Source organism: Carboxylicivirga agarovorans, assembly GCF_050589845.1.
GTDB lineage: Bacteria > Bacteroidota > Bacteroidia > Bacteroidales > Marinilabiliaceae > Carboxylicivirga > Carboxylicivirga agarovorans.
Genome location: NZ_JBNGPA010000053.1, coordinates 1 through 26,055, shown reverse-complemented (window position 1 = coordinate 26,055; position 26,055 = coordinate 1). Strand labels below are relative to the sequence as shown.

At 40.3% G+C, this 26,055-nt stretch carries 19 protein-coding genes; 6 read left to right on the top strand and 13 right to left on the bottom strand.

What is annotated here, in order from left to right; translation table 11 throughout:
* The first annotated feature begins 592 nt into the window (after window positions 1-592).
* Window positions 593-1,960 carry an exonuclease domain-containing protein gene (locus ACRD69_RS24315; protein ID WP_430817735.1) on the top strand — a complete coding sequence of 456 codons (1,368 nt, stop codon included), beginning with the start codon at window positions 593-595 and terminating at the stop codon, window positions 1,958-1,960.
* Between the two features lie 36 nt (window positions 1,961-1,996).
* Here the strand turns inward: ACRD69_RS24315 and aroC are convergent, their stop codons facing one another.
* The 4 genes from aroC to ACRD69_RS24295 all read right to left on the bottom strand — a co-directional run bounded on the left by aroC (window position 1,997) and on the right by ACRD69_RS24295 (window position 7,737).
* On the bottom strand, window positions 1,997-3,073 hold the full coding sequence (gene aroC / locus ACRD69_RS24310) for a chorismate synthase (RefSeq protein ID WP_430817734.1): 1,077 nt from the start codon (window positions 3,071-3,073) through the stop codon (window positions 1,997-1,999).
* A 607-nt stretch (window positions 3,074-3,680) separates the two neighbouring features.
* On the bottom strand, window positions 3,681-4,214 hold the full coding sequence (locus ACRD69_RS24305; protein ID WP_430817733.1) for an FKBP-type peptidyl-prolyl cis-trans isomerase: 534 nt from the start codon (window positions 4,212-4,214) through the stop codon (window positions 3,681-3,683).
* A gap of 248 nt (window positions 4,215-4,462) precedes the next feature.
* Window positions 4,463-5,158, bottom strand: a complete 696-nt coding sequence (locus tag ACRD69_RS24300; RefSeq protein ID WP_430817732.1) for a hypothetical protein — start codon at window positions 5,156-5,158, stop codon at window positions 4,463-4,465.
* 164 nt (window positions 5,159-5,322) lie between these two features.
* On the bottom strand, window positions 5,323-7,737 hold the full coding sequence (locus ACRD69_RS24295; protein WP_430817731.1) for a TonB-dependent receptor: 2,415 nt from the start codon (window positions 7,735-7,737) through the stop codon (window positions 5,323-5,325).
* Between the two features lie 276 nt (window positions 7,738-8,013).
* Here ACRD69_RS24295 and moeB point away from each other — a divergent pair, with 276 nt between their 5' ends.
* From moeB to ACRD69_RS24280, 3 genes are all read left to right on the top strand, one after another.
* Entirely contained in the window at window positions 8,014-9,117 is a 1,104-nt protein-coding gene (gene moeB / locus ACRD69_RS24290) for a molybdopterin-synthase adenylyltransferase MoeB (RefSeq protein WP_430817730.1), read from the top strand.
* 213 nt (window positions 9,118-9,330) lie between these two features.
* Entirely contained in the window at window positions 9,331-10,236 is a 906-nt protein-coding gene (locus tag ACRD69_RS24285) for an NAD(P)-dependent oxidoreductase (protein ID WP_430817729.1), read from the top strand.
* A gap of 70 nt (window positions 10,237-10,306) precedes the next feature.
* Window positions 10,307-10,834 (top strand): hypothetical protein, encoded by a 528-nt coding sequence (locus ACRD69_RS24280; protein ID WP_430817728.1) that lies wholly within the window; start codon window positions 10,307-10,309, stop codon window positions 10,832-10,834.
* A gap of 6 nt (window positions 10,835-10,840) precedes the next feature.
* Here the strand turns inward: ACRD69_RS24280 and ACRD69_RS24275 are convergent, their stop codons facing one another.
* From ACRD69_RS24275 to ligA, 5 genes are all read right to left on the bottom strand, one after another.
* Window positions 10,841-12,223 carry a COG3014 family protein gene (locus ACRD69_RS24275; protein WP_430817727.1) on the bottom strand — a complete coding sequence of 461 codons (1,383 nt, stop codon included), beginning with the start codon at window positions 12,221-12,223 and terminating at the stop codon, window positions 10,841-10,843.
* A 104-nt stretch (window positions 12,224-12,327) separates the two neighbouring features.
* Window positions 12,328-12,921 (bottom strand): penicillin-binding protein activator LpoB, encoded by a 594-nt coding sequence (locus tag ACRD69_RS24270; RefSeq protein ID WP_430817726.1) that lies wholly within the window; start codon window positions 12,919-12,921, stop codon window positions 12,328-12,330.
* Between the two features lie 78 nt (window positions 12,922-12,999).
* Window positions 13,000-13,884 (bottom strand): 4-hydroxy-tetrahydrodipicolinate synthase, encoded by an 885-nt coding sequence (gene dapA, locus ACRD69_RS24265; RefSeq protein ID WP_430817725.1) that lies wholly within the window; start codon window positions 13,882-13,884, stop codon window positions 13,000-13,002.
* Window positions 13,885-13,893: 9 nt separating this feature from the next.
* Window positions 13,894-14,442, bottom strand: coding sequence for a DUF6913 domain-containing protein (locus tag ACRD69_RS24260; protein ID WP_430817724.1), 549 nt, complete (start codon window positions 14,440-14,442; stop codon window positions 13,894-13,896).
* 27 nt (window positions 14,443-14,469) lie between these two features.
* Window positions 14,470-16,470, bottom strand: coding sequence for an NAD-dependent DNA ligase LigA (gene ligA, locus ACRD69_RS24255; protein WP_430817723.1), 2,001 nt, complete (start codon window positions 16,468-16,470; stop codon window positions 14,470-14,472).
* 140 nt (window positions 16,471-16,610) lie between these two features.
* Between ligA and ACRD69_RS24250 the strand changes: the two genes are divergently transcribed.
* The gene (locus ACRD69_RS24250; RefSeq protein WP_430817722.1) at window positions 16,611-18,248 is read left to right on the top strand and encodes an ABC-F family ATP-binding cassette domain-containing protein; all 1,638 of its coding nucleotides are present in this window, start codon (window positions 16,611-16,613) and stop codon (window positions 18,246-18,248) included.
* Window positions 18,249-18,424: 176 nt separating this feature from the next.
* On the opposite strand, the gene ACRD69_RS24245 is transcribed toward ACRD69_RS24250, so the two are convergent.
* The 4 genes from ACRD69_RS24245 to ACRD69_RS24230 form a co-directional block, all read right to left on the bottom strand.
* On the bottom strand, window positions 18,425-20,053 hold the full coding sequence (locus ACRD69_RS24245; protein ID WP_430817721.1) for an AMP-binding protein: 1,629 nt from the start codon (window positions 20,051-20,053) through the stop codon (window positions 18,425-18,427).
* A 260-nt stretch (window positions 20,054-20,313) separates the two neighbouring features.
* On the bottom strand, window positions 20,314-21,471 hold the full coding sequence (locus ACRD69_RS24240; protein WP_430817720.1) for an MBL fold metallo-hydrolase: 1,158 nt from the start codon (window positions 21,469-21,471) through the stop codon (window positions 20,314-20,316).
* Window positions 21,472-21,875: 404 nt separating this feature from the next.
* Window positions 21,876-24,284, bottom strand: a complete 2,409-nt coding sequence (locus ACRD69_RS24235) for a TonB-dependent receptor (protein ID WP_430817719.1) — start codon at window positions 24,282-24,284, stop codon at window positions 21,876-21,878.
* Window positions 24,285-24,417: 133 nt separating this feature from the next.
* Entirely contained in the window at window positions 24,418-24,762 is a 345-nt protein-coding gene (locus ACRD69_RS24230) for a DUF8478 family putative metalloprotein (RefSeq protein WP_430817718.1), read from the bottom strand.
* Between the two features lie 192 nt (window positions 24,763-24,954).
* Here ACRD69_RS24230 and ACRD69_RS24225 point away from each other — a divergent pair, with 192 nt between their 5' ends.
* On the top strand, window positions 24,955-25,758 hold the full coding sequence (locus tag ACRD69_RS24225) for an AraC family transcriptional regulator (RefSeq protein ID WP_430817717.1): 804 nt from the start codon (window positions 24,955-24,957) through the stop codon (window positions 25,756-25,758).
* Window positions 25,759-26,055 lie beyond the last annotated feature (297 nt).

Sequence of the window (26,055 nt, the reverse complement as noted above, 5' to 3'; positions counted from 1 at the left end):
AGAGTTTTATGAAAATTGTTACAAAAGTTTCTAAAACCACCTCCCGGTTCGTACCTCACCGGACTCCTCCTTTTTGTAAGGAGGAGAGCTGATTTACATGATGCATAGATCTATACGTTTATAAAACCTCTTTTCGAACACTAAAAGGCGATGCCCTCTGGTGTTCCAAAAGAAGTTTCGATTTGCAAGGAATTGTAAATCACCCATTCTATAAAAGAAAAGGCGATATTCAGTGAATATCGCCTTTTTATCAGGAACCGCATCAACCGGGATTATTTAAACTCCTGAAAACAGGATTTGAGTGCATGTAATTATCGATAATCCTCCGTACTACAAGTAGTAACCACAAGGGCGAGGCCCGCTCTTTAAAAACATAGCGTCACTCGGTGTTCTTTTAGTGTTGAGTTTAACAATCTAAATACGACTGATGCGGAATGTCTTTGTCAATGATCGTATCACAAATATAGGTTTTTATATTGCTGTATCCAAGAAAACACAAGGGTTTTAAGAGTTTTATGACGGAATGCTTTGATTGATACAAAATTAAAATGTGTACTTTTACCCTTACTTTAATAAGCAGGATTAGTAGTACATGTATGTAATTGTTGATATTGAAACGACCGGTGGCAATATGAAGAATGGCAAAATTACCGAAATAGCCATTTATCGTCACGATGGTTCCCGTGTTGTAGATGAGTTTGTTAGTCTGGTCAATCCCGAAAGTTATATTCCGCCGTTTATAACTTCTTTAACAGGAATAACGAATGAAATGGTTGAGTCAGCTCCTCCATTTTACCAGATTGCCAAAGATGTTGTCGATATTTGTAAGGATGCAGTTTTTGTAGCACACAATGCTGCTTTTGACTACAACTTTATCAAAGAGGAGTTTAGGAATCTGGGCTACAATTTCGATATGCCTACTATATGTACCGTAAAATTATCACGTAAGCTTCTGCCCGGGCATGCTTCCTACAGCCTTGGTAAGATTTGCCCCGAGCTTGGTATTGGCAACGATGCCCGACACAGGGCAGCTGGTGATGCGCTGGCTACTGTTCAGCTATTTGAAATTCTGCTAAAGAAGAATAATGGAATACTGAACCCGGAGGATCCTTACAAGGAATTTTCAGCAGATGGTTTGCATGCCGATCTGTCAGTGGATCATATTAAATCACTACCGACAAAGACTGGTGTTTATTACCTCCATAATGAGAATGGTGAGCTAATATATATCGGTAAAAGTAAAAACATCAGAAACAGGATAATCACGCATCTTGGTAATCCTAAAACCAAGAAGGGGATTGAAATGAAGCAAAATACGGCCGATATAAGCTTTAATCTGACGGGAAGTGAGCTGATTGCCCTTTTAAAGGAATCGCATGAAATAAAGCAGGAAAAACCACGCTATAACCGTGCTCAGCGTCGGTCGAAAAGCAAAATAGGATTATACAGTTATACCGACCGTAAAGGATACATCAGGTTATTATTAAAACCCAATAATGGTGTAGATATACCCAATGCCACCTTTGATACAATACAGGAGGGCAGGGAGCGCTTGTTTCAATGGATCGATGAGCATGAATTATGCCAGCAATTATGTGGATTGTACGATGGTAACCACGGGTGCTTTCAATATCAGTTAAAAACCTGTAAAGGTGCCTGTGTAGGCGAGGAGGACGATCTTAGTTATAATAACCGCGTGCTCGATCTGCTTAAGAAACTGTCGTATGGTCATAATAACCTTGTAATATTGGATAAAGGCCGAAACGATAATGAAATGGCCCTTGTTGTCATTGAAAATGGCCGTTACCTTGGTTATGGATATATTGGCGAAGATGCCTGTATTGATTCACCACAGCAATTTAAAGACCACATTGAGATGTTTGATGATAATGGTGATACGCGCACAATTATTTCAGCATATCTTCGCAATAAAAAATATAAAAAACTAATTCCTTATTAATAAAGAAGCCAACTGCTTGAGTTGGCTTTATTTAAGTTATCGATACATTTTATTGACCAGTAAATGATCTGCGATTGTGATAGCGGCCATCGCCTCAACAATTGGCACTGCCCTTGGCAATACACATGGATCGTGACGACCCTTGGTAGTTGACTTTATTTCCTCACCACTCTTGTTAACGGTGCTTTGCTCCATCAAAACCGTGGCGATAGGTTTAAAGGCGACATTAAAGTATATGTCCTCACCATTACTGATTCCACCCTGGATACCTCCTGAATGATTGGTTTTTGTTCTAACACGACCACTTTCCATATAAAACTCGTCGTTGTGTTCAGATCCTTTTAGTGCAGTTGAGCCGAAGCCCAATCCATATTCAAACCCTTTGACAGCATTAATAGATAACATAGCCTGTCCCAGGGTGGCATGCAGTTTATTAAAAACAGGATCTCCTAATCCCACCGGGGTGTTTTTAATGACACAGGTAATGATTCCACCTACTGAATCTTTGTTTTTTCTGATATCATCAATATAGGCTATCATTTTGTCAGCTGTTTCGTCGTCAGGACAGCGAACAATATTGTTTTCAGTATTGGCAAGGTTAAGCTCTTTATAGTCTTTTTCAAGCTGAATGGAACCAACTTTTGATGTGAATGCCTGTATTGTGATGCCTTGTTGCTGAAGCATTAATTTGGCAATGGCACCAGCCACCACCCTGGCAATAGTTTCACGGGCTGAGGATCGACCTCCGCCTCGGTAGTCACGAATACCATATTTACTCTGGTAGGTATAATCAGCGTGTGACGGACGATAAACATCTGCAATATTACCATAGTCCTTCGAACGCTGGTCTTTGTTCCAAATGACAAAACCGATTGGTGTACCGGTAGCTTTACCTTCAAAAATACCGGATAAAAACTCTACTTTATCTTCTTCATTACGTGGTGTTGTGATAGCCGATTGACCTGGTCGACGCCTGTTCAACTCACTTTGGATAAAATCCTCATCTATAATGGTATTAGGAATAACACCTTCAATGATTCCACCCACAGCTTTACCATGCGACTCGCCAAATGAGGTCAATTTAAACAAGGTGCCAAACGAATTTGCAGACATATGTAGAGATTTATTTATAGTTTGTTAAAAAATGAAGCGTAAAAATAGCTGTTTAAAAGTGATTGCCCAAGGGGATTGAATGAATAGTTTAGATGTTTAGCGGACTGAGTGTCTAATTGCCTATTGATAGCTATGATAATTTCAGAAATTGATCAATTTAATACCTGATTCGTAATTCCTTTCTGAACATCAATATTGAAATATTGCCACAGACCCTTAACCCAGATAGCTATCCTGTATCCTGCATTCAACTTATTATTTATATATTTCCTTCAATGTTCCTTCAATGTTCCTTCAATGTTCGTTCAATGTTCGTTCAATGTTTGTTCAATTATAATTGAATTAATATTGAAGAAATAACTAATGAACTACAAAGTATTACTGAGTGAAGAATTAAGATGAATTGATGCCATTCAATACATATCCTGAAATTCATTCTTTTCTGTTTCTTTCCGTAACATGCTTATGAATTAAAAGGAAGGGTAAAGCGTCACACACCTGATAAAAAATCGAAGAGGTAAGATTGGAACTACTGCTTTGATCTTTAGGTATAAAAAAAGGAGATGATTAGTCACCTCCTTTAATATCGTTAACTGTGTAATACTGATTAACCACATGAGCAACCGCCACCGCAGCCGCCACTACCAGAACCACAGCTTGTACCACATGACTCCATAAGCTCATCTTCAGTTGCTTCACGTACTTCAAGCACTTCGCCTTTAAAGAATAGGTTATCACCTGCTAATGGGTGGTTAAAGTCCATTTTTACCTTTTCGTCACCAACTTCCAGTACCAAACCATTAAGGCGGTTACCGTGTGCATCCTGCATTGGAACATGGTTACCAACAGTTAGAAGCTCTTCGTCAATCTTACCTTCTACTTCAAATATATTTTTAGGAATCTCAACAATAGCGTTTGGATTAACTTCTCCATATGCTTCGGCAGCTTTTAATTCAAAGTCAAAAGCTGAGCCTTTAGCCAATCCTTCTAACTTGTTTTCGAACATTTCAAGCATTTTACCAGCACCAAAAACAAAACCAAGTGGAGAAGCAGATTCTGTTTTTTCGATTACGTCGCCTTCAACACCGTTGGTACGCAATTCGTAACTTAAGGTCACAAATTTATTTCTTCCGATTTCCATCTTATAAAATTTAGTATTGTAATTATTTTCTATCTAATGGTCCTTCTTATATCAATTATTGAGCCAATATTAATATACTGACAATGATTCCGATTATCTGACAATAGGACGTAAAGACTTGCAAAAGTAAGCGAGTTTTTTACATCTGCACTATCAATCGTAATAAAAAGACAGCAGAGAGCTAAAAAAGTTCAAAGCTTTAATAAAATTAACATAGAGTGACAGTCAATAGCTATATAATGAATGATTTAAAGTAATGAATTATTGATATAATTAACGGTGTAAGGGCAATTAACAACACACATAAAACATGTGTTGCATTGTTTTACATCAATTATAACATCCCTGTTGGTGTCAATTTGCCATTGCTGTCCTACTATGGCATGTGGTGTACAGATATTCCTGCAAACCGTGCAATCATTACACCTGGGCAAAGGTATTTCTTGTTTGATGCCTTTTACAGGCGCATCTGTCAGAACAGAGCACATGCTGATAGCACAGCCGTATTCGGGTGTTATCAGTAAGTTGTTTTTACCGATCCATCCTAAACCTGCCAACAAGGCTATGCTTTTATGTGGCAGGGGAGTTCTGTTTTCCTGCTGGTTAAAACGGCCTGATTGTTCGATGTTCTTTTCCGATTGAGAATAAGCCTGGTACCCCTGTTGCTGAATATAAGCCGCCAGATTGTCGGCCAATGCATCCGTTGCAATCTCTGTATTATGAAACTCATCAAGTTCAATGGTTTTATTGAGGATCATCTTTGCAACGTAATGAGGCTCCGATGCGACTTTTTTTAAATAGGAAGGAGTAAGTGCCTTTCCAAACAATATTGCCGTGGAAAATCCCTGTGTTTGAGATTTACTAAAGCTTGTAATGTCAACAAAGCGGATAAAATCCACTCGATTCTTCTCAAGGAAGCTTGTTATTTGATTCTGGATCGGCATTACCACGAATTTACTAAAATTCGTTTTGTATTATATGTTACAGGCCATTAAACCATGGTTTCTGTATTATTTTAATGATACTAAACAGTATAGTTTTGCTTGAATTAAGCAAAAAAGGAAGATTCTGACTGAACCTTCCTTCTTTGTTTATGTGGGTTATATCTTTAAAACTCTTCACCCATTCCACCGTCACTGCCACCATTCCTGCTTCTTTTCTGAACGAAGTTATTCAGGCGATAGCTAAGGGTAAATGATATCATAGGCGCATTACGTGTTCTTTTTTGATACTCATAAAAGTTGGGTCCTTCGCTAATGGAGATGCGCTGAGCTGTTCCGAATAAATCACGTGCCTGAACAACGGCTGACAATTTTCGGTCCATAAAGTCCATGCGAACTGCCGCATTCATATAATAGCTTTCCTGCGTTTCACCTTGTGCTGTGGCCGACGGACTATCGTAATTACCATCGATTTGCAACTTGATGTTCTTTTTGAGCACAAAAGAGTTGTTAACCCTGGAGCTCCAGTTAAACGATGTTCGGTCTTCAACACCTGAGTAATCACTTTCAATTCTGTAGTCATACAGATTTCCCATCAGGTTCATTTCCCACCATTTGGCGACAGGAATATTCAGCATGGCTTCAACACCCAATGAATAATCTGAACCGATATTGTCATAGGTACTTAGAAAAACCTCCGGATCATCTTCATATGGCGTTCTGATTCGATCTATCTTATCATGGGTAATGCGATAATATCCTTCAAGGGATAGCTGTACCTTTTCCCATTCTTTCAGATAACCTAATTCAAAAGCATCGATATATTCAGGAGCTAAATCCGGGTTACCACTTCTGACGTTGTATTGGTCAACTACTGTTACAAATGGTTCAAGGTACCAGCCTCTTGGTCGGTCAATACGACGCGAATAACTCGCCATTACCTGGTTATCGGATGGCAACTGGTAGGAAAGGTGTACAGTAGGAAAGAAGTCAAAACGATCAATAACATATGTTTCATTCACACCGCTTGAGCTAATGGTACGATCGGTGTATTCGCCCCGTAAACCTAACTGGTAGCCAAAATCACTAAGTTTGCCTTTATAGACTGAATACAATGCATAGATATTACGGTCCATGCTTGTTGTGTTTCTGTTTTCCTCTTGCTCAACAAAGTCGCCTTCGTCAATTACCCAGTTATATAACCGGGTTTCATCGTCTCCTATACCTGCACGCCCCTGGAATCCTGCTTCAAAGGCATCTGATTCACCAATTGGTTTGGTATAATCCAAACGTAATTCCCACCTGGTATTGGGACCTACTTCTGTTGTCTTAGTTCCATCTGTAATGGCATTGTTCTGTCTTCTGAAATTCTCAGAATATTCATCACCATCATATCGACGGTAGTTTAGCTGAGCAGCCAATTCATGACCTTTCTGAGCAAATTTATGAGTGTAATTACCTGTTAAAGAGTAAAAATTACCACTTCGTTGATAGTCATTTGTGCTAAAGTATTGTGCAATGCTGTCTTGAGGCATGTAGCGTTCGAAATAGTCCAGTTCTGAATCGCCGCCCATGTTAAATTTACCAACACGAAAACTTACACCGAAATTATCACGCTCTGTTATATCCCAATCCAATCCACCACGAATACCACCTCCGTAGAAACCTCTTTCATTGTCTCCAGCGGCAGCAATAGTAGTTGTTTTGTCACCATCGTATATTTCACGTCGTGTACTTGTTTCACCTGGGAAAGGGCGGTTGTTATAATCCGCACCAATATTAAAATTGACATTTTTCTTTCTCCAGTTGAGTAAGAAATCACCTCCATACATCCCAAATGTACCTGCTTTGGCATTTACAAGTCCCTGTACACCTTGCATACGGTTCTTTTTGGTAATGATATTGATGATACCACCGGTTCCATCGGGTTGATATTTCGCCGATGGATTAGTTATTATTTCAATGTTCTCAATGGTTGAGGCTGGTGTCTGACGCAACACATCACTTGGTTCAAGTACAGTTGGTTTACCATCGATAAGAACAGTGAAACCAGTGCTGCCACGTAACGAAACATTGCCTTCGATGTCAACACGCACCGATGGAACATTCTCAAGGACTTCAACGGCCGACAAGGAGGCAGAGGTCATTTGTTTACCCACCGAAACGACCTTTTTATCGATGTGAAACTCAACAGACTGGCGCTCGGCTATTACTTCAACTTCCTCCAGTGACTGATTTTCTGATCCGAGGGTTATGTTTCCAAGGTCAATCATGTCACGGCCACCATCAACTATTATATCATCGTAGCGTTTATTCTCGTATCCTAAAAATGAAACGACAACATAAAATTTACCTTGCTTGAGTCCCTTTATTTTAAAATTACCATCCTGATCACTTATGGTACCATTAATAACGCTATCGTCATCTGCATTGTATATGGCAATGGTAGCATATTCAACGGGCGTTTTTGATTTACCATCATAGACTTTTCCTTTAACAATTCCTTCCTTTTCCGGGGTGTTAGCCCACAATGACAGGGGAATTAGCATTCCTAATAAGAGGGTTAAAATCTTCACGTTCACTTTTCTATATTTTTGTTCCAAAACTTTACAATTTAACAGACGCCGTTACTATTATTATCCTGCGCAAAAGAAGAACAAAAAGTCCGATAAAAAGATTAGTGACTTTTTGCTATAACTTAAAACGGCAGTCTTATAATAACTTACGACTGACTGATGTGCTTCTGAATTATTCCTATTGCTTTCCTATGATATTAAAGGGATACAAACGTTTGGCTTCAGGACCTTATTGTATGCCCGAAAGTAATTATCTTCACGACTTCAAAAGCAATATTTAACATGTCATTAACAAGAGAAGAGCTTGAGCGCTATAAGCGCCATACCATATTGCCTGAAATAGGAGTAGAGGGGCAACAGAAAATTAAAAATGCCTCTGTTTTAATTGTTGGTACAGGCGGTTTGGGTTCCCCAATTGCCATGTATCTGGCAGCATCAGGTGTAGGGCATATTGGGCTGATTGATTTTGATGTGGTTGATGAATCGAACCTTCAGCGACAAATCATTCATAAATCGGGTAATGTTGGAATTTCAAAAACAATATCGGCCGAAGCGACATTAAAAGAGCTCAATCCATATTTGAAGGTTTCCCTTTTTAATATGGCTTTAACTGCTGATAACGCGCTTGATATTATAAAGCAATTTGACATTGTAACAGATGGTACCGATAATTTTGCTACCCGTTACCTGGTTAATGATGCCTGTGTTATAAGTGGAAAGGTAAATGTGTTTGGCTCGATTCGTCAGTTTGAGGGGCAGTTAAGTGTTTTTGGAACTAAGGAAGGTCCATGTTACCGATGTTTATTTCCTGAACCACCGGAGCCGGGAACAGTGCCTTCGTGCGCCGACGCTGGTGTAATGGGTGTTTTACCGGGTGTAATAGGCACCTTACAGGCAACCGAGGTGATTAAGCAAATTACCGGTATAGGTGAGCCATTGACTGGTCGGCTTCTTAATTACGATGCATTGGGTATGCGTTTTAGTGAAGTGAAGTTTATGAAAGATCCTGATTGTCCTTGTTGTGGAGATAATCCTGCAATAACGGAGTTGATTGATTATGATGCTTTTTGTGGAACACAGCAGGTTTTAACAGCTGATATCACAGCATCTGAACTCAAAGAGATGCATATGAAGAATGAAGCTCCTTTTCTTGTCGACGTAAGGGAACCTGCTGAACTCCTGCAGGGAGAAATCAAGGGGGCGCTTAATATTCCAATGCGGGAAGTTCAGGTTCGTATGCATGAAATTCCAAAGGAGCAAACTGTTGTGGTATATTGTCACCTTGGTATCCGAAGTGCCCATGTAATAGAGTACCTGGTAAAACAAGGTTATACGAAATTATTCAATTTAACCGGTGGCTATGATGCCTGGGAATCTCTCGGTTAACACACCCGCAAACATGGAAAGACTCATTACGAAAAAGAATCGGATGGAAATGACAACGAGTCTCTCCATGTAAGTTTTCGGGCTAAGCGACGGGTTACAAATAGTAAAATCGAATGTAGATATTTAAGACATGCTTGTCGTAAATTAATTGTTAAATCAACATGAAGTTTTCGTTTACAACAAAGGCTGTCATGTTCATATTGTGTTGAGTGAATGTTTCATCAAATAGTAATTCTTGATTATACAGGCCTTCAGGGCTTCGCCATAGAAAAGCTGCAATCTTATTCTGTAATGCCAATTAAAGCTTTTAATAGTATTCCAATGGACGATGAAGAGATCATTGCCAGAATCGGGAATGCTGATTGTGTATTTGTGTCGTGGAATACACCTGTTAATGCGGCTGTCATTGAAAAATGCGAGCAGTTAAAATACATTGGTATGTGTTGTAGTCTGATCGATGAAAGTTCGGCCAATGTAGATGTACGTTATGCACGTTTAAGAGGGATAGATGTCAGAGGTGTTCGTGACTATGGTGATGAAGGTGTGGCCGAGTTTATTGTATCTGAACTCATTCAGCTATTAAAAGGTATAGGCGGACACAGGTGGTTATCAGAGCCGGTTGAGCTCACAAGGCGTAAAGTTGGAATCATTGGACTTGGAACAACTGGCTTAATGACAGCGCAACGCCTGCAGGCCTTTGGAGCCGATTTATATTACTACAGCAGAACAAAGAAAAGCGAGGCTGATCAATATGGTATTACTTACCTTTCTCTGGATGAGCTTTTAAGCACATGTGATATTGTTTCGTTTCATCTTCCAAGAAATACAAAGGTTCTTGACGACACGCATTTTGACGTGATCGGGACCAGCAAAATCATCGTAAATACATCCCTTGGATTGCCCTTCAATAAAGAAGCATTTGAAAAATGGCTGATGAAGACAAATAACTATGCCATTTTTGATGCTGTAGCTTTTGGCGCCGACAAGGAGCAGTTAATCCGCTATAATAATCTTATTTATACCGATAATACTTCTGGCTGGACCAAAGAGGCCAAGGAGCGTTTATCCCAGAAAGCCCTTAATAATGTGGAGGCCTATCTGAAAACTCAGTCTCATTAAGTATCAGAGTGCTTATTTAGAATTGTCAATTACAGTCTAATATCTATATTTGTCGCCTTATTTAAAAACAATGAATAAAAAAGCGACTTCTAAAAACTCTGTAACCAAGATCATGCGCAAGTTGCATCGTGATATTGGCTTTCTTATGATTGGTCTGACACTGGTGTATGGTGTTAGTGGTATTATCCTACTGTATCGTGATACTGAAATATTTACCATAAAAAAGGAATACACTGAAACCATTAAGCCAGGCACTCCGGCAGGTGAATTAGGCGCTGCACTGGAGCTGCGCCGTTTAAGAGTTATTGAGGAGCGTAATGATACTATTTTCTTCAACTACGGGTATTATTGTCAGTCTAGTGGCGAAGCTGTTTACACCATAACAACTTATCCTGATTTTATATGGACGATCAATAGCTTTCATAAGCTCAAAAGTCGCTTTACGAGCCATTGGTTTGCAACTGTATACGGAATATTGCTTTTGTTTTTAGCCTTGTCGTCATTATGGATGTACAAGCCCTCAACAAAGAAGTTTAAACGCGGACTGGTATTGACAGCCATTGGATTGGTTATAGCTGCCATGGCACTTTATATTTAGGTTTTGCTAGCGTTGATCGCTTTCCAGGTTATGAAACGCAAAAAAGGTTGTTTGGTTCTTTTTGATCTCAAAATTAAAAGGTACCGAATTTTCCATGCGACCGCTGGTGTTTAGTTGCACGCTGTTCATGCCTTCATCAAGTGGTACCCGACAGTATGAAATGCTATAGGGAAGCGATTGCCAGTTGCGCGTATCGGCTTTCTCAGTCATAGCATTTACAATGCTCACAATGGTTCCCAGATTCTCATTTTCGTTGCGGGCAACTTCTTCGAGTGCTTTTTTAGTGGCCAGTCGGGCAATGCCTGCAGCCATTTCTCTTACCATACGGTCGTTGAGGCACTGAAAAGCTACCGCATTAACGTTTTCACCCATTTCAATGAGGTATCTTTCACCATTGGCGGCAATATGAGCTTGTGTAAATATTGGCTTGCGTTCGCTGTATTTTGGGAATGCTACCCTTAGAAATGACATATTTTTGAATGCTGCCTGGTCACTGCTTGACTTATTGCCAATGTAGATAGGGAATGTCAAACCATGCTCTTCATTGGCCAGCGTTACCCAGCCATCATTATAACCTGTGTTGGTAAAGTTAATGCTCCATTCATCCTTGACAGGGCCAAAGCCGTTCAGCCAGAAAAAGACGAGGTGACCTTTATCCGGATCTTCAGGTTCATATGTATAGCCAAATTTATTCTCGTAAAAGTCCAGTTCAGAACCAAAGCCCAATTGATGAGCAGTGCGCATCAGGTCATTCTTTAGCTGTTCGGGAACATCAAGACCAAAAAGCTCTTTGTAGTCTTCTTCATATATTTCCAGAGCATTACGGTAGGCTATAAACGCATCATTAGCATTGCCTGCAGCCTCATATATTAAACCCATCATGCAATGGGCAAAAGCATCGCGGGAATATTTATTCTTGTTCTTCTTATACTTATCATTGAGCTGTTGCAATACGATGTTTACCCGACGGCATTCCACCAGTGCTCCTTCATAGTCCTTAAGGTAAATGTAGTTTAGCGCTTTATAAAAATGTACCAGAACGGACTCGAAGTCTTCAGGTCGGTAGGGCTTAACCATTGGATTTGTGACAAGGGCTAACGCTTCATTACCAAACGATTTGCTAAAATCCTCAGCATAGTAATCAGCTTTATTAAAGTAGCTGTTGCTTAGTTCGTATTGCCCGTTCATAAAGCAAACCACACCACGATTACAGAAGTACAGGAAGCGGTTTTTACCTTCAGCACCCTTATTATCGTTGGCTAAAACTTTATCGGCAGCTTCAAACTGACCTGAAGTGATCAGGTTTTGCAATTTGATGTTTTGCTCATAGTAGGTAGCACAGCCCAATAGGGTAAACAGGAGCAATATGGCGAGGACTTTCGTTTTCATAGGTAGAGAGAAAGAGATGTATGGTATAGCCGGATCAATATTGGTTGATTCAAGCTTAGAGCTTAATTATCCGTAATTAAGCCCTAAGCGTAAGTCATTATCCATTATTTATTAATGTACTTCTTAATTTCCTTGTCACCAATCCAAACTATTTCATTGGTTTCAAGATTTGATAACTCCATATTGATCTTATAGAAATTAACACGCTCTTTTTTGTAGGTATCAACAATTGAATTGATATCACCATTAAGCATAAAGTCAGCACCTAGTTCTTTTCCCCATGCTTTGGCAGTTTCCATGCTTGCAAATTCTTGCTGAGCAGCCCTTTCACGACGTAACTCCTCGCGTTTGTCACCGGCCTGAACCAAACGAACACGGCCACTGTTGATAAATGCTCTTTCCACATCTTTAACAAATGTTTCAGCACTAATGTGTTCATGTGATTTGTTGTAAACCAAACCTACAACCACAACCGGCTTTTCCCCGTTGTTTGCTTCCTGGTGGTTGCCTATCCAGGCTCCTCCAAGTACCTGGTTGACCATTTCCTCAGCAACAATACGTGAGTCTGTGTCATTCCAGCGTCCACTTAAGTCAATGGTTTCCTTTGTATCAACACGTTCAACAGAACGAGTCGCACACCCTGAAAGTACACTTACTGTTAATGCAATGGCTATTACGACTATAAAATTTCGTTTCATAAGTAATAAGTTTAGAATTATGATTATTTAAATGTATTGTCCATTGTCAACGTAATCAAAAAACATTCCAAAAACAGGCTACAAAGCAGCTATCTGTGATTTTAATTGTCCGTATAACTTATCTGTTACAGGAACAAGTGGCAGGCGCACCTGGTTGTCAATTATTTGCTGTAAATGTAAAATGGCTTTAATTCCGGCAGGATTTCCCTCGGCAAAAATATTATTTATAATATCAGTTAAGCTATAGTGGATTTGACGTGCAAGGGGCAAATCATGCTCTTTAGCAGCATTAACAAGTGTACTGAACTCTGACGGAAAGGCATTGGCGATAACTGATATGACACCATCACCACCAAGCGCGATAAGTGGTAAAGTTCCAAGGTCATCACCTGATAACACCAAAAAGTTATCAGGCTTATACTTGATCAGATCCATTATCTGCTCCTGTTTGCCCGATGCTTCTTTAACAGCAATGATATTGTCAAAATCATTGGCCAGACGAATGGTGGTTTGAGCGTTTAAGTTACACCCTGTTCTTGAAGGAACATTGTATAATATGACAGGGACAGGAGAAACTTCAGACACGGCCTTGTAGTGCTGATATAAACCCTTCTGGTTTGGTTTGTTGTAAAATGGTGTGACCGTCAGTATAGCATCAATACCGTCAAAATCGGTCCTGTTGATCGTTTCAATCAATTGAGCGGTATTATTATCGCCCATACCCAAAACAATTGGAATACGACCCGCATTGGCCTCTTTTATGCTTCTTACAACTTCCAGTTTTTCCTTGCTGCTAAGCGTTGCTGTTTCAGCGGTTGTCCCAAGAGCAACTAAAAAGCCGATACCATTATCGATAACATTATTCACCAGGTTTTTCAATGCCGGGTGGTCAACTTCTTTTTGTTGATTGAAAGGGGTGATCAGGGCTACACCTGTTCCGCTAAGTTGTTTAGGAGATATCATGTTGGGTATTTAGTTGTTGTTGAGAAGTTTAAGATAGTGAATTATTTGCTTTTTTAGCTCTGAAATACCTTTGTCAGCCTTTAGTTCGATCATAAAATCGTACAGATCATTATCCAGGCCTGCCTTACCGGCTTTAAACTCTGCTTTGGATAACTGACCAAGGTAGTCTACCGCGAAGGGCTGCTCGTTGACTAACACAAACAACAGGTTAAAGGGCTTATCAATAAATGTCTGAATGGACTCCTGTTTGATGGCATAGAAAAAGCTAAAGTCACCGCGACAGGCAAAGGAGTATGTGTTATCACCAATGTAGTTGTCGTCGCGCTTTTTTTTATCTATAAATCCTAAGGCCTCTGAAGTAATGTTTTCCTCGTTTAGCTCTTTTATTAATTCTTTAACAATCTGGTGGTTGGCCTCCTCGGTAGCATCGTAAATAATACCTGCCGTTGAAGCTGTTTTCAGGTTGTGAAGCCGTTTGTTGCGAGGCTCTTTTTTAAGCTGCTTGTCCAGCTTATACAGGGCTATTCGTTCTCTTATTTTGCTTATGAAGTTACTCATTTAGTGCTACAATTATTGTGTGTCGGTTTAGTCTATCATTTGTTTGAACTCCTCTTCAGAAATAATGTTGACATTTAGCTTTTCAGCTTTAGCCAGTTTACTTGGGCCAATTTTATCACCTGCCACAAGGTAATTTGTTTTTGACGAAACACCACTCAGGTTTTTTCCTCCGTTCTTTTCGATCAAGCCTTTTAATTCATCTCGTGAAAAGCTGGCAAAACTCCCACTGACCACAAACGAGAGTCCTTCCAGTTTAGAACTGTGTTGCGACTGCTCTTCATCAGATAGTTGAAGTTGAAGGCCGATACTTTTCAATTTTTCAATCAGCTGAATATTTTCATCGTGACTGAAATATTCAGTCACACTTTGTGCTATTCGGTCACCAATTTCGTCTACTTCAACCAATTCTTCAAGGGTAGCCGACATCAGCTTGTCAATATTTTTAAAGGCAGAGGCCAGTTTTTTTGCAACAGTTTCTCCTACATAGCGTATGCCAAGCGCAAAGAGCACCCTGGCAAAAATAACCTGCTTTGATGCTTCCAAACCATCAAGAATGTTGTTGGCCGATTTATCACCCATCCGATCCAGACCCGATAGTTGCATGGGGTGAAGCTCATACAGGTCAGCTACATTTTTAATAAAGCCGTTTTTGTATAGCAGATCAATGGTCTCGATACCCAAACCATCTATGTTCATGGCTTTTCGGCCAATAAAATGCTCGATACGACCCTTAACCTGTGGCGGACATGTTTCTGCATTTGGGCAATAATGGGCCGCCTCACCATCAATACGGGTAAGTGGCGTATCACATTCGGGGCACCTTTCCAGAAAGTTGATCTTCAAAGCTGAGGCATCACGTACAGTGGCATCCACACCCACAATTTTTGGGATGATTTCACCACCTTTCTCCACATACACCATATCTCCTTCATGCAAATCAAGGGTATTAATGATATCAGCATTGTGCAATGAAGCACGTTGAACAGTTGTTCCGGCAAGAAAAACAGGTTCAAGATTAGCAACAGGCGTTACTGCACCGGTTCGTCCAACCTGGAAAGTCACTTCCTTCAGTTTAGTGTAACCCTGTTCGGCTTTAAATTTATAAGAAATGGCCCAGCGAGGCGATTTGGCTGTAAAGCCAAGACTGCGTTGCTGTTCAAGGCTGTTGACCTTAAGAACGATACCGTCAATATCGAAAGGCAGATTCTGGCGTTCTTCATCCCAGTAATTGATGAATGCAATTACTTCATCAATGTTTTTACAGACTTTTATATGAGGTGGTATTTTAAAACCCCATTCACTGGCCTTATTTAAGTTTTCAGAGTGAAGATTACTGGGTAAGTTCTCTCCAAGCATATAATATAAATAACAGTCAAGCGGTCGTTTTGCTACCTGTGCACTGTTCTGCATTTTTAATGAACCGGCAGCTGCATTACGTGGATTAGCAAAAGGAGATTCTCCTGCTTCAGTACGTAATTCATTCAGTTTTTGAAAGCCTTTATGGGGCAGGAATATTTCACCGCGTATCTCAAAGCTCGCAGGATAATCACCTTTAAGCTGTAGCGGTATGCTTTTAATGGTTTTAACGTTGGCTGTTACATCATCACCCTGCACACCATCACCTCGCGTCACGGCCCTCACGAGTTGTCCGTTTTCATAGCTTAAGCCAATGGCTGTGCCGTCGTATTTCAGTTCGCAAACAATTTCGAATGGGGCCTCCATCAGTTGCTTGCTCACTCTGGTATAAAAATCGTTTATCTCACCTTCATTATACGTATTACCCAGTGAAAGCATGGGATAAACGTGTCTGACTTGCTCAAATTCCTTGTTCAGATCACTGCCAACCCGCTGTGTGGGGCTGTTGGGATCATTGAATTCAGGATGCTGTTTTTCCAAATCAATAAGCTTGTTGAGCATCTGATCAAATTCATAATCCGATATAAGTGGTTCATTCAGTACGTAATACTGATGATTATGATGGTGGAGTAAATCTCGTAATTCTTGTATCTCTTTCCCGATATTCGGCATTCTTCTTGCGCTTTTGTAAGGTTAACAAACAAAAATACAATAATATTTCAATCACTTGGGAGGCGAAGGCGTTATTCTTGCGGCTTTTTACTTCACGCTTTGGTCTAACTTTTTATCTTTGCGGCGCTAAATTGATAATTATGATTTCGGTAGATGGATTGACGGTAGAGTTTGGTGCTACCACGCTTTTTAAAAATATCTCTTTCGTGATTAACGAAAAGGATCGTATTGCCTTGATGGGAAAGAACGGTGCAGGGAAATCAACACTATTGAAAATTCTTGCCGGCGAACGTGAGGCCAATAAAGGCCATGTTTCGGTGCCTAAGGATAAAGTAGTGGCTTATCTTCCACAGCATTTGATGACAGAAGATAACAGAAGTGTGTTTGAAGAAGCATCACAGGCTTTTGCACACATTTTTGCCATGGAGAAAGAAATTGCTGAAATCAATAAAGAGCTGGAGACACGCACTGATTACGAGTCGGAAAGTTATTATGAATTGATTGAGAGGGTTTCCACTTTAAGCGAAAAGTTCTACTCGATCGAAGAAACCAACTTTGATGCTGAAGTGGAAAAGGTATTGTTGGGTTTAGGTTTTATGCGTGATGATCTGCACAGGTCAACCAGTGAGTTTTCCGGCGGGTGGCGCATGCGTATCGAATTAGCCAAAATACTGTTGAAGAAACCCGACCTTATTCTGCTTGATGAGCCAACCAACCACCTGGATATTGAATCAATACAGTGGTTGGAAGAGTTCCTGATCAATTGTGGAAAAGCTGTTATTGTTATTTCTCACGACAGGGCGTTTGTCGACAATATTACAACACGTACCATTGAAGTAACCATGGGACGTATCTATGACTATAAAGTTAACTATTCACAATACCTGGTATTGCGTCAGGAGCGCCGTGAACAGCAATTGAAAGCCTTTGAAGAGCAGCAAAAGATGATCGCTGAAAACGAAGCTTTTATTGAGCGCTTTAAGGGAACCTACTCAAAAACCTTGCAGGTGCAGAGCCGTGTGAAAATGCTTGAAAAGCTCGAAAGGGTAGAGGTTGATGAAGAAGATCGCTCTTCATTACGTCTGAAATTTCCACCTGCTCCCCGTTCTGGTAATTATCCTTTGATCGCTACTGAAGTAAGCAAGCATTACGATGAGCACCTGGTATTCGCCGATGCATCACTGACCCTTGAACGAGGTGAGAAAATTGCTTTTGTAGGTCGAAATGGTGAGGGTAAATCAACCCTTGTAAAGGCCATAATGAGTGAGATCGATTATAAAGGAGAATTGCAATTGGGCCACAATACAATGATTGGTTATTTTGCCCAGAACCAGGCTTCTTTGCTTGATGAAGAGTTAACGGTGTTTCAAACAATCGATGATATTGCTGTTGGAGATATCAGAACTAGGATTAAAGATATGCTGGGTGCTTTTATGTTTGGTGGTGATGATATCGACAAGAAAGTACGTGTTCTGTCAGGTGGTGAGAAAACCCGCCTGGCGATGATTAAACTGCTATTGGAACCGGTTAACCTCCTGATCCTCGATGAGCCTACCAATCATCTTGATATGAAAACCAAAGATGTGCTTAAAGAGGCCCTGAAAGCCTTTGATGGTACTTTGATACTGGTTTCGCATGACCGTGATTTCCTTGATGGACTGGTGGATAAGGTCTATGAGTTTGGTAACAAACGCGTGAAAGAACACTTGGGTGGTATACAAAGCTTCCTGGAGATGAAAAAGATGCTTCACCTGAATGAACTGGAGCGAAAGAACTAAATAAGAAGAGGAGATGTAATTATATTTCACGCAAAATGCGCTAAGGACAGGCATGCAAAGAACGCAAGGTGTTGAAACGTAACACTATATTTTGCGTCCTTTGCAGAATCCTGAATGGTGCGATAGCTATCGCACTCAGCGTGAAATAATGGGTTCGGTCGGCTTTATTATGTCATTTAGTTACGTTGTTCTAAACCAAGTTCTTTAGCCGATATTTCGCGCATTTCCACCTTGCGAACCTTACCGGTAACGGTTGTCGGAAACTCTTCAACGAATTTCCAGTATTTAGGTATCTTGAAGGTGGCGATCTGACCCTTGCAATAGGCCTGCAGATCTGCGCCTGTTAATGTATCCCCATTCTTAAGAATAACCCAAGCCATAACTTCTTCCCCATACCTGGCTGAAGGAACTCCAATGACCTGAATATCTTTAATGGAATCGTGCTGGTGCAAAAATTCCTCTATCTCGAAAGGTGAAATATTCTCGCCCCCACGAATGATCAGATCCTTTATGCGACCCACAATTTTTACATAACCATCTTCATCCATTTCGGCCAGATCGCCGGTATGCATCCAACGGCCTTCGTCAATAACAGATGCGGTAGCTTCCGGATTGTTCCAGTACTTCAGCATTACGGAATAGCCGCGGGTACAAAACTCTCCTCGCTCACCACGTGGCACGATAGCTCCTGTTTCAGGATCTATTATCTTGATCTCAATATGAGGGTGAACCTTACCTACAGTTGCACAACGTCGATATTCATTATCGTCAACAAATGTTTGTGTGCTAACAGGTGATGTTTCTGTCATGCCATAGCAGATCCCGACCTCGCGCATATTCATTTTCTCACGCACTGCTTTCATGGTCGACTCCGGGCATGAGGCTCCAGCCATGATTCCCGTTCTCAGGCTTGAGTAATCATAGTTATCAAAAGCCGGGTCATTTAATTCGGCAATAAACATGAGGGGAACCCCATATAATGATGTACATTTCTCATCCTGAACAGTTTTCAGTACTGTTTCGGGTACAAATGCTTCGCCGGTCAGTACCATGCATGCTCCATGCGTGATACAGGCAAGATTAGCCAGTACCATACCAAAACAATGATAGAGGGGCACTGGTATGCAGACCCTGTCATTTTCGTTGTATTGAAGGCGCTGACCAATGAAATAACCATTGTTGAGGATGTTATGATGCGACAACGTGGCTCCTTTGGGGAACCCGGTGGTCCCTGATGTATATTGAATATTGATAGGGTCATCAAACTGTAAGGTTCTTTCAAGCTCTTCCAGTTGGGCTGCAGGTATCTTTTCCCCGGCATCAAGCATGGTTTGCCAATCATGGTCGATTACAACAATGTGCTTCAGGTGAATACATGAGCCTCGAACTTCACCTAATATGTCTATATAATTGGTTTGCCTGAAACCTTTGGACATAATAAGAAGACTGATCTCTGACTGACGAAGAGCGTATTTTAATTCGGCGGCCTTATAGGCGGGATTGACATTTACCAAAATCACACCTAGGCGGGCCGTTGCAAATTGAACCAATACCCACTCAAAACGATTGGGGGACCATATGCCTACACGATCCCCTTTTTTTACACCATAGGATAGTATTCCCCTTGCAACATCTTCAACCTGCTGCCAGAACTCTTTGTAGGTGGCTCTGTAATTCTGATAGGGAACAACGAGTGCTTCACTGTCAGGGTAATTTTTAACGGTCTGTTTTAGCTGTTCTGAAATAGTCATGCCCAACAATGGCGTGTTCGACGTGCCATTGTCGTACGATAAAAGATTGTTCACACGATCTGGTTTTATGGTTTATTTTAAATTGAAGGCAAATGAAAGTGAAGTGCTTGTAATTCGCAATCAAATGCCTTGTAAATTTAATAATATATAATAAAACTACGGTGTGCTGACTAATCAAACTTGTGGTTTCGTTAGACTTGACTTTCTAACGGCCTGTTTATAAGAAGTATAGTTTTAGTAAAAAATGTTCCATTACTTATAAGGCCTTGAAAAATAGCAGAGTATACTCTGTAACAGTGCCTTGGTATATCATGCTATTTCGCTAATACCAATTGGTTTTCCTCCTGTTTTATCCACCATTGAGCTGTAGTTGGTAACTCGCCGTTTAATACCATGCTTTCACCAATTTGTGGTGTAAGAACCGGCATGTTTATATCCTGCCCTTTTGCACCAGCTCTTGTGATCGGGTCAAGCCAGTCGTGCATGGCCAGCCTGAAAACTCCCCAGTGAATTGGCATCACAGCTTTTGCCCCAACATCCTGACCGGCTATAATAGTTTCTTCAGGCATCATATGAATCTCTTTCCACAATTCATTATACTGGCCACATTCCATCAACGCAAGGTCAAAGGGACCATATTTTTCACCTATTGTCTTGAAGTGATCGCCATAACCACTGTCGCCGCTAAAATAAATGTTCTTTTTACCAGTGTTGATTACCCATGAACACCAAAGGGTAGAGGCCTGGTCATTGAACCATTTGCCGCGCCCCGAGAAATGTTGAGCAGGGGTACATACAAAAGAGAGATCACCGTGCTGAAACTCCTGCCACCAGTCGCCTTCTCTTATTCGCTTTTGGTCTACTCCCCAGGCTTGCAAATGAGCACCAACACCCAGTGGAGTATAGAATTGACCGGTTTTGTCTTTGATCTTTTTAATGGTATGATAATCTAAATGGTCATAGTGATCATGAGAGATCAGGACAACATCGATCTTTGGTAACTGCTCAATGGCTATAGGTAAGGTTTTATTGAAACGTTTGACGCTAAAAACAGGAACAGGTGATGCCGATTGACCCAGCATGGGGTCTATCAATATGTTTTTACCATTGGTTTGGATGAGGAATGATGAGTGACCAAACCAGAACAGGCGCGTGTCACCTGCATAATTGGCTAGTTCACTCGAATCCATAGCTACAAATTCAGGCGTTTGCTTAGGAGTTGCCTCAGGATGCATATTGAACTGCTCTTTTAGCATGGCAACAAAATTATCTCCTGACATATTTATCTTAATGTCATCAATGTTGGCAAATTTACCGTTTCTGAATTGCTCAGAATTTTGGTAAGACAACTGAACAGCCTTATCTGCTTTACCACCAAATTGTGGGTTAAGCGCCATAAATAAAACAACACTTAACGCTACTATTGCTACAATACTTAAAGTGATTACCATTGCTTTTTTACCTTTACTCATAATCAGACTATTATTAATGGTAACAAAAGTAGATAAGATTTTGTGCGAGCCTGTATATATTTTACGGCTTGTTGTATACTTTTTACTGATTGCTTAATAATACCCAATACTTATGATGGCAATGAGCAATAAACTGGAGTCAAACAGTGTTGTTCGGCTTGTTAGCTTTGAAATTCCGTTAAATGATATAATGCTTAGGTTATCCCACGAACAGGTGTGTTGATGTAAGTTATCATATGGCAGCAAATGAATTAGCACGGAATAGGGTATATATGCATAAAAGGAAACATGCGCCTATGAACACCGGAACGTTTAACGGTAAGCTTTTGGGAAGTACTTTGTAATTAATAGCAATAAAAAAGCCCGGTAAACTGCCGGGCTTTTCTTACTGGAATTATCTATAATTAATGTCCGAATACATTGCTTAGTTTAATACCACAATAAATGGTACGAGGGTTGGTTGGACCATAGATATAGGCTGGGTCACGATTGATGCCTGAGTCAAAATCATCCTGGTATGAGTTAAAGATGTTTTTAACACCTGCAAAGGCTTTGAACGGCAGGCCTGCAACTTTTAAGTCATATTCAGCTTTTAGTCCAAGATCAAAGAATGTAGGGGTGGTGCGAATGACGCCCGGATCCTGATCCTCTATTACGATATAGCTCTCTCCCGGTTTTAAGTTTTCGCCATAATAGGCAATCTTCATCTCTCCCGTATAGGTTCCGCTGGCAATTAAGGTAAATCTGTCAGTAACGTTGTAGTCAACCGCAAAGAAACCATAGTCATTTGGAGTACGCAGGAAGTCACTTTCACCTAATTCAACAGCTTCTCCATACTCGCTTGATTGTGCAGTGTAACCGGCACGTAAATATAACTTGCTGCCCGGAGAGGCTGTTAATTCAAAATTGACACCCTTTACTTCTGCTCCGTCATCTGCATTACTTCTGATATATTTTGTAATACCTGTGGCTTCATCAAATTCAGGAGACTGGGCAAAAGCATCATCCAGCTTGGTGTAAAAACCTTCAATCAAAAGACCAATGTTCCATGCTCCAAAGCGCTTGTTGTAGTCAAACGAAGTCATATAAGAGTGACTGGTTTCCTGCTTTAAATCAGGGGCGTTTTCGTGAATAACCTTACGCGACCCTGATGTTTCAATGTGAAGATCTTCGTCAAATACCTGTGGTGCCCTGTATCCTTGTGAGTAGCTTATACGCCACTGTAATGACGGAATAACGTCCCATAAAAGATTAACGCGCGGAGAGAAGACGTTACCCGAGTTATTACCTTGCTTACTGTCAAGGTCAGTAATTTCGTAACGGTCAAAACGAGCTCCTACCGAGGCTTTAACAGGTCCAAAACGATGATCATATTGAGCAAAAGCACCGTATACATTTTTATTTTGGTCTGTGATAGTCGTATTTTCTGTATGTCCATTTGAACCGGTAACATTGCCTTCATCATCAAATATCAGATCATGATATCCAAGTTTCTTATCCAACATATCATCATGTACCAATTCAATACCTGTCACCAAACTGTTTTTGCCAAAGTCAGTTTTGAATTGTGTACCGATATTATAGGTTAAACCGTCGGTCTGACCGTAGTCAGCCAGGCTTTGCTCTGCTCCGTAGTAGGAAGCGCGGTCAACATTTTGCGCCGATCCATATACTGAAAGCATGCTTCCTGTTCCAATAAAACGCTCATAGGTAAGCGCCGTTGTTGTGATCTTATGGTCTACTGCTTCTGAAATGTCTGCTTCGTGGTTAAGCTTGTTAAAGTCATTACCGCCACGTCGTTCTTCGTTAACACGGATAAAGTCCAGTGTTATTTTATTACGATAGTCAATACGGTGGTACAAGCGTGCTCCAAAAGTTAAGTTTTCAATTTGTGATGATTCAGAAAAACCATCGCCATTGGCATCGAAGGGGTCTCTGTCACGATAGAAACCAAATAAGGCTAAACCGGTCTTTTTGTCATCACTAACAATGGTTGAATTCATGTTTAACGAATAATCGTTTACTGCATCGCCATCACTGCCAATTCCAACAGAGCTGTATTGAGATGTAATGTCGTAGGAATTGTTCATAGGATCTTTGGTAATCAGGTTAATGGTACCTGCAACAGCGTTACTTCCGTATAGAGCAGAGCCACCACCTCTGACTACCTCAATGCGATCGATCATGCTGGCTGGTATTAACTCTAAGCCATAAACACCGGCAAGGTTGCTAAAAATAGCACGGTTGTTAATCAGTACCTGCGAATGTGCACCATCCATACCATTCATACGTACCTGGGTAAAACCACAGTTCTGACAGTTGTTTTCAAGTCGTAATCCCGGTACATAATTCAGGCCTTCTGATATGGAAACGGCCTGTGTGTTTTCAAGTAGTTTAGGGGTCAGTGTGTTGACAATTACCGATGCCGTTGTTCTTTTCTGTTCATTACGATCGGCTGTTACAACTACCTGTTCAAGGCCCAATACATCTTCTTCTAATTCAAAATTCAGCATAACAGGCTTGCTGTTTACGAAAGTAACCGTTTTTTCAACTGGTTTGTATCCCATGGCCTGGGCTTTAACAATAAACTCGCCTTCCGGTATATAGCCCAATTCAAAAGCACCATCCATATCAGATGCTACGCCCAGGGTGGTGTTATTGATTGTTACTGTGGCAAATGGTAAAGGATTACCTTCTGAAGTAATGACCCCATTCAATTGACAAACAGGTTCAGGTGGAGGTGTTTGTGCAAATAGAGGTGTGGAAAATAATAAGCAGAATAATAATAATGCGTTCGCAATACTAAACTTCATGTTGTAATAAATTAATTAATCTTGAGTGAAGATTATGGGTTATAAATTAGATTGTGTGTTTCAAAACGATACACAGGTACATATTTTCATTGTTCAATGAAAATGAATACGTAGTATGTCAATTGTGGAGGAATTAAGCTACAGGAGGTGCTCTTCCGGAGTTGATGCCATTATATAAATCGTCAAGGAAGATAGAAACTTCTGTTTCAAGTGATTCAATGTATAAAGGCGTTATATCAGATAAAAGCTCAGGAGCTTCTTCCGATAACATTGTTTGTAATTGCTGATAGAAAGCGAAGTCGGCTGCAGTGTGCGAGTGTCCGTCGCAACCCGGGTGAGCGTGACTGTAGCTTTTGCCATCAATCGTGTGGGTGTGATAAAAGAAAGCATTGCTTGCAATCTGCACTGCAAACATCATTACCAGGAGTAATGCCAGTCTATTAAAGACTTTTTGGTATTTTATATACTTGTTTATCACAATGCAAAAGTGAAAAAATTCTTTAATTATCCAAATACCAACATATGGGGATTTTTGTCATGTTTTTTAAAATAACTGAACGATTATTGGACATATCTGTACTACAAATTGACCGATTTATAACACCTTTAATTAATTGGGGGTTGTACTTTTGGACAATCAAATTTGTGATTGTTCGTTATTTTCTAGTGTATGAAGACAATTGATAAGAAAAACAAAATAGAAAAGGAGCTCGTATTTAAGATAAGCAGGATGAAGGAGGTGATCAAACCTACTAAACCTCATAAACATGCAGGCTACCATGAATTTATCATTCTGAATGAAGGGGCAGGTGTTCATACGATTGATGACACAGATTACGAGGTAAACCCGCCTGCCTTGTTCTATCTCAATGGCGAACAAGTGCATTGCTGGGATTTTACGCAAATCCCCAAAGGCTATGTTATGATCTTTAAAGAGGCCTTTCTTGATGAGTTTAACGACATAGAACCTTTGTTGTCATCCATTCCTACACACATGCGATTGGGGAAAGATAATAAGCATTTGTTAAGTGATTTTGATCTGATGATGAAGGAGTTTGATTCCTCACGTCCCAATCAATTGGTATTAAAAAGCTATTTAAACGTTATTATATATAAAATAAACGAACTGGTAACGCGTAACAGCCAAGCCAAAGGAGATGATAAAACAGTAAGTGCCTTTAAGGCTTTAGTTGATAAACATTATAAAACCGAAAAGGAGCTTGGATTTTACGCTGATCAGTTGCACATCACTAAAAGAAGGTTAAGTACACTTTGCTCAGCTGAGGTGGGGCGTCCGGCAAGTTCAATTATAACAGAACGCCTGGTTATGGAAAGTAAACGCCTGTTACGTTATACCAATAATACCATTTCTGAAATAGCGCATGAGCTGCAGTACTCAGATGCCTCATACTTTGTAAAGTTCTTTAAATCAAAAACCAACCTCACGCCGCTCGAATACCGTAAACGTTTTTAATGTATCTCCCGATGACTACCGGGGCGTGGTCAAACAAAAAGAAACCGTGGTTTCAAAAGAAGTAAAATACAACACAAACCAATGATTTAAATAAACAAAAAAAGATGAACCACGAATTACACGAATTACACGAATTGTGCAATCGCTATGCGATTGCTATGGCGAAGCCATAATCCGTGTAATCGTTAGTTTGTACTTGAAAAAGAGAAGAAGATAAAAAAGAATATTTTCTTTGGATAAAAGCTCCATCTGCTGCGTTAACTTTACCGTGTAATTAGGAAGAATCTATCACAGATA

Coding starts and splice junctions, on each gene's coding strand:
- ACRD69_RS24315 (WP_430817735.1), top strand. CDS start 593: ATGTATGTAATTGTTGATATTGAAACGACCGGTGGCAATATGAAGAAT.
- aroC (WP_430817734.1), bottom strand. CDS start 3,073: ATGTCTGCAAATTCGTTTGGCACCTTGTTTAAATTGACCTCATTTGGC.
- ACRD69_RS24305 (WP_430817733.1), bottom strand. CDS start 4,214: ATGGAAATCGGAAGAAATAAATTTGTGACCTTAAGTTACGAATTGCGT.
- ACRD69_RS24300 (WP_430817732.1), bottom strand. CDS start 5,158: ATGCCGATCCAGAATCAAATAACAAGCTTCCTTGAGAAGAATCGAGTG.
- moeB (WP_430817730.1), top strand. CDS start 8,014: ATGTCATTAACAAGAGAAGAGCTTGAGCGCTATAAGCGCCATACCATA.
- ACRD69_RS24285 (WP_430817729.1), top strand. CDS start 9,331: ATGTTTCATCAAATAGTAATTCTTGATTATACAGGCCTTCAGGGCTTC.
- ACRD69_RS24280 (WP_430817728.1), top strand. CDS start 10,307: ATGAATAAAAAAGCGACTTCTAAAAACTCTGTAACCAAGATCATGCGC.
- ACRD69_RS24275 (WP_430817727.1), bottom strand. CDS start 12,223: ATGAAAACGAAAGTCCTCGCCATATTGCTCCTGTTTACCCTATTGGGC.
- ACRD69_RS24270 (WP_430817726.1), bottom strand. CDS start 12,921: ATGAAACGAAATTTTATAGTCGTAATAGCCATTGCATTAACAGTAAGT.
- dapA (WP_430817725.1), bottom strand. CDS start 13,884: ATGATATCTCCTAAACAACTTAGCGGAACAGGTGTAGCCCTGATCACC.
- ACRD69_RS24260 (WP_430817724.1), bottom strand. CDS start 14,442: ATGAGTAACTTCATAAGCAAAATAAGAGAACGAATAGCCCTGTATAAG.
- ligA (WP_430817723.1), bottom strand. CDS start 16,470: ATGCCGAATATCGGGAAAGAGATACAAGAATTACGAGATTTACTCCAC.
- ACRD69_RS24250 (WP_430817722.1), top strand. CDS start 16,611: ATGATTTCGGTAGATGGATTGACGGTAGAGTTTGGTGCTACCACGCTT.
- ACRD69_RS24240 (WP_430817720.1), bottom strand. CDS start 21,471: ATGAGTAAAGGTAAAAAAGCAATGGTAATCACTTTAAGTATTGTAGCA.
- ACRD69_RS24235 (WP_430817719.1), bottom strand. CDS start 24,284: ATGAAGTTTAGTATTGCGAACGCATTATTATTATTCTGCTTATTATTT.
- ACRD69_RS24225 (WP_430817717.1), top strand. CDS start 24,955: ATGAAGACAATTGATAAGAAAAACAAAATAGAAAAGGAGCTCGTATTT.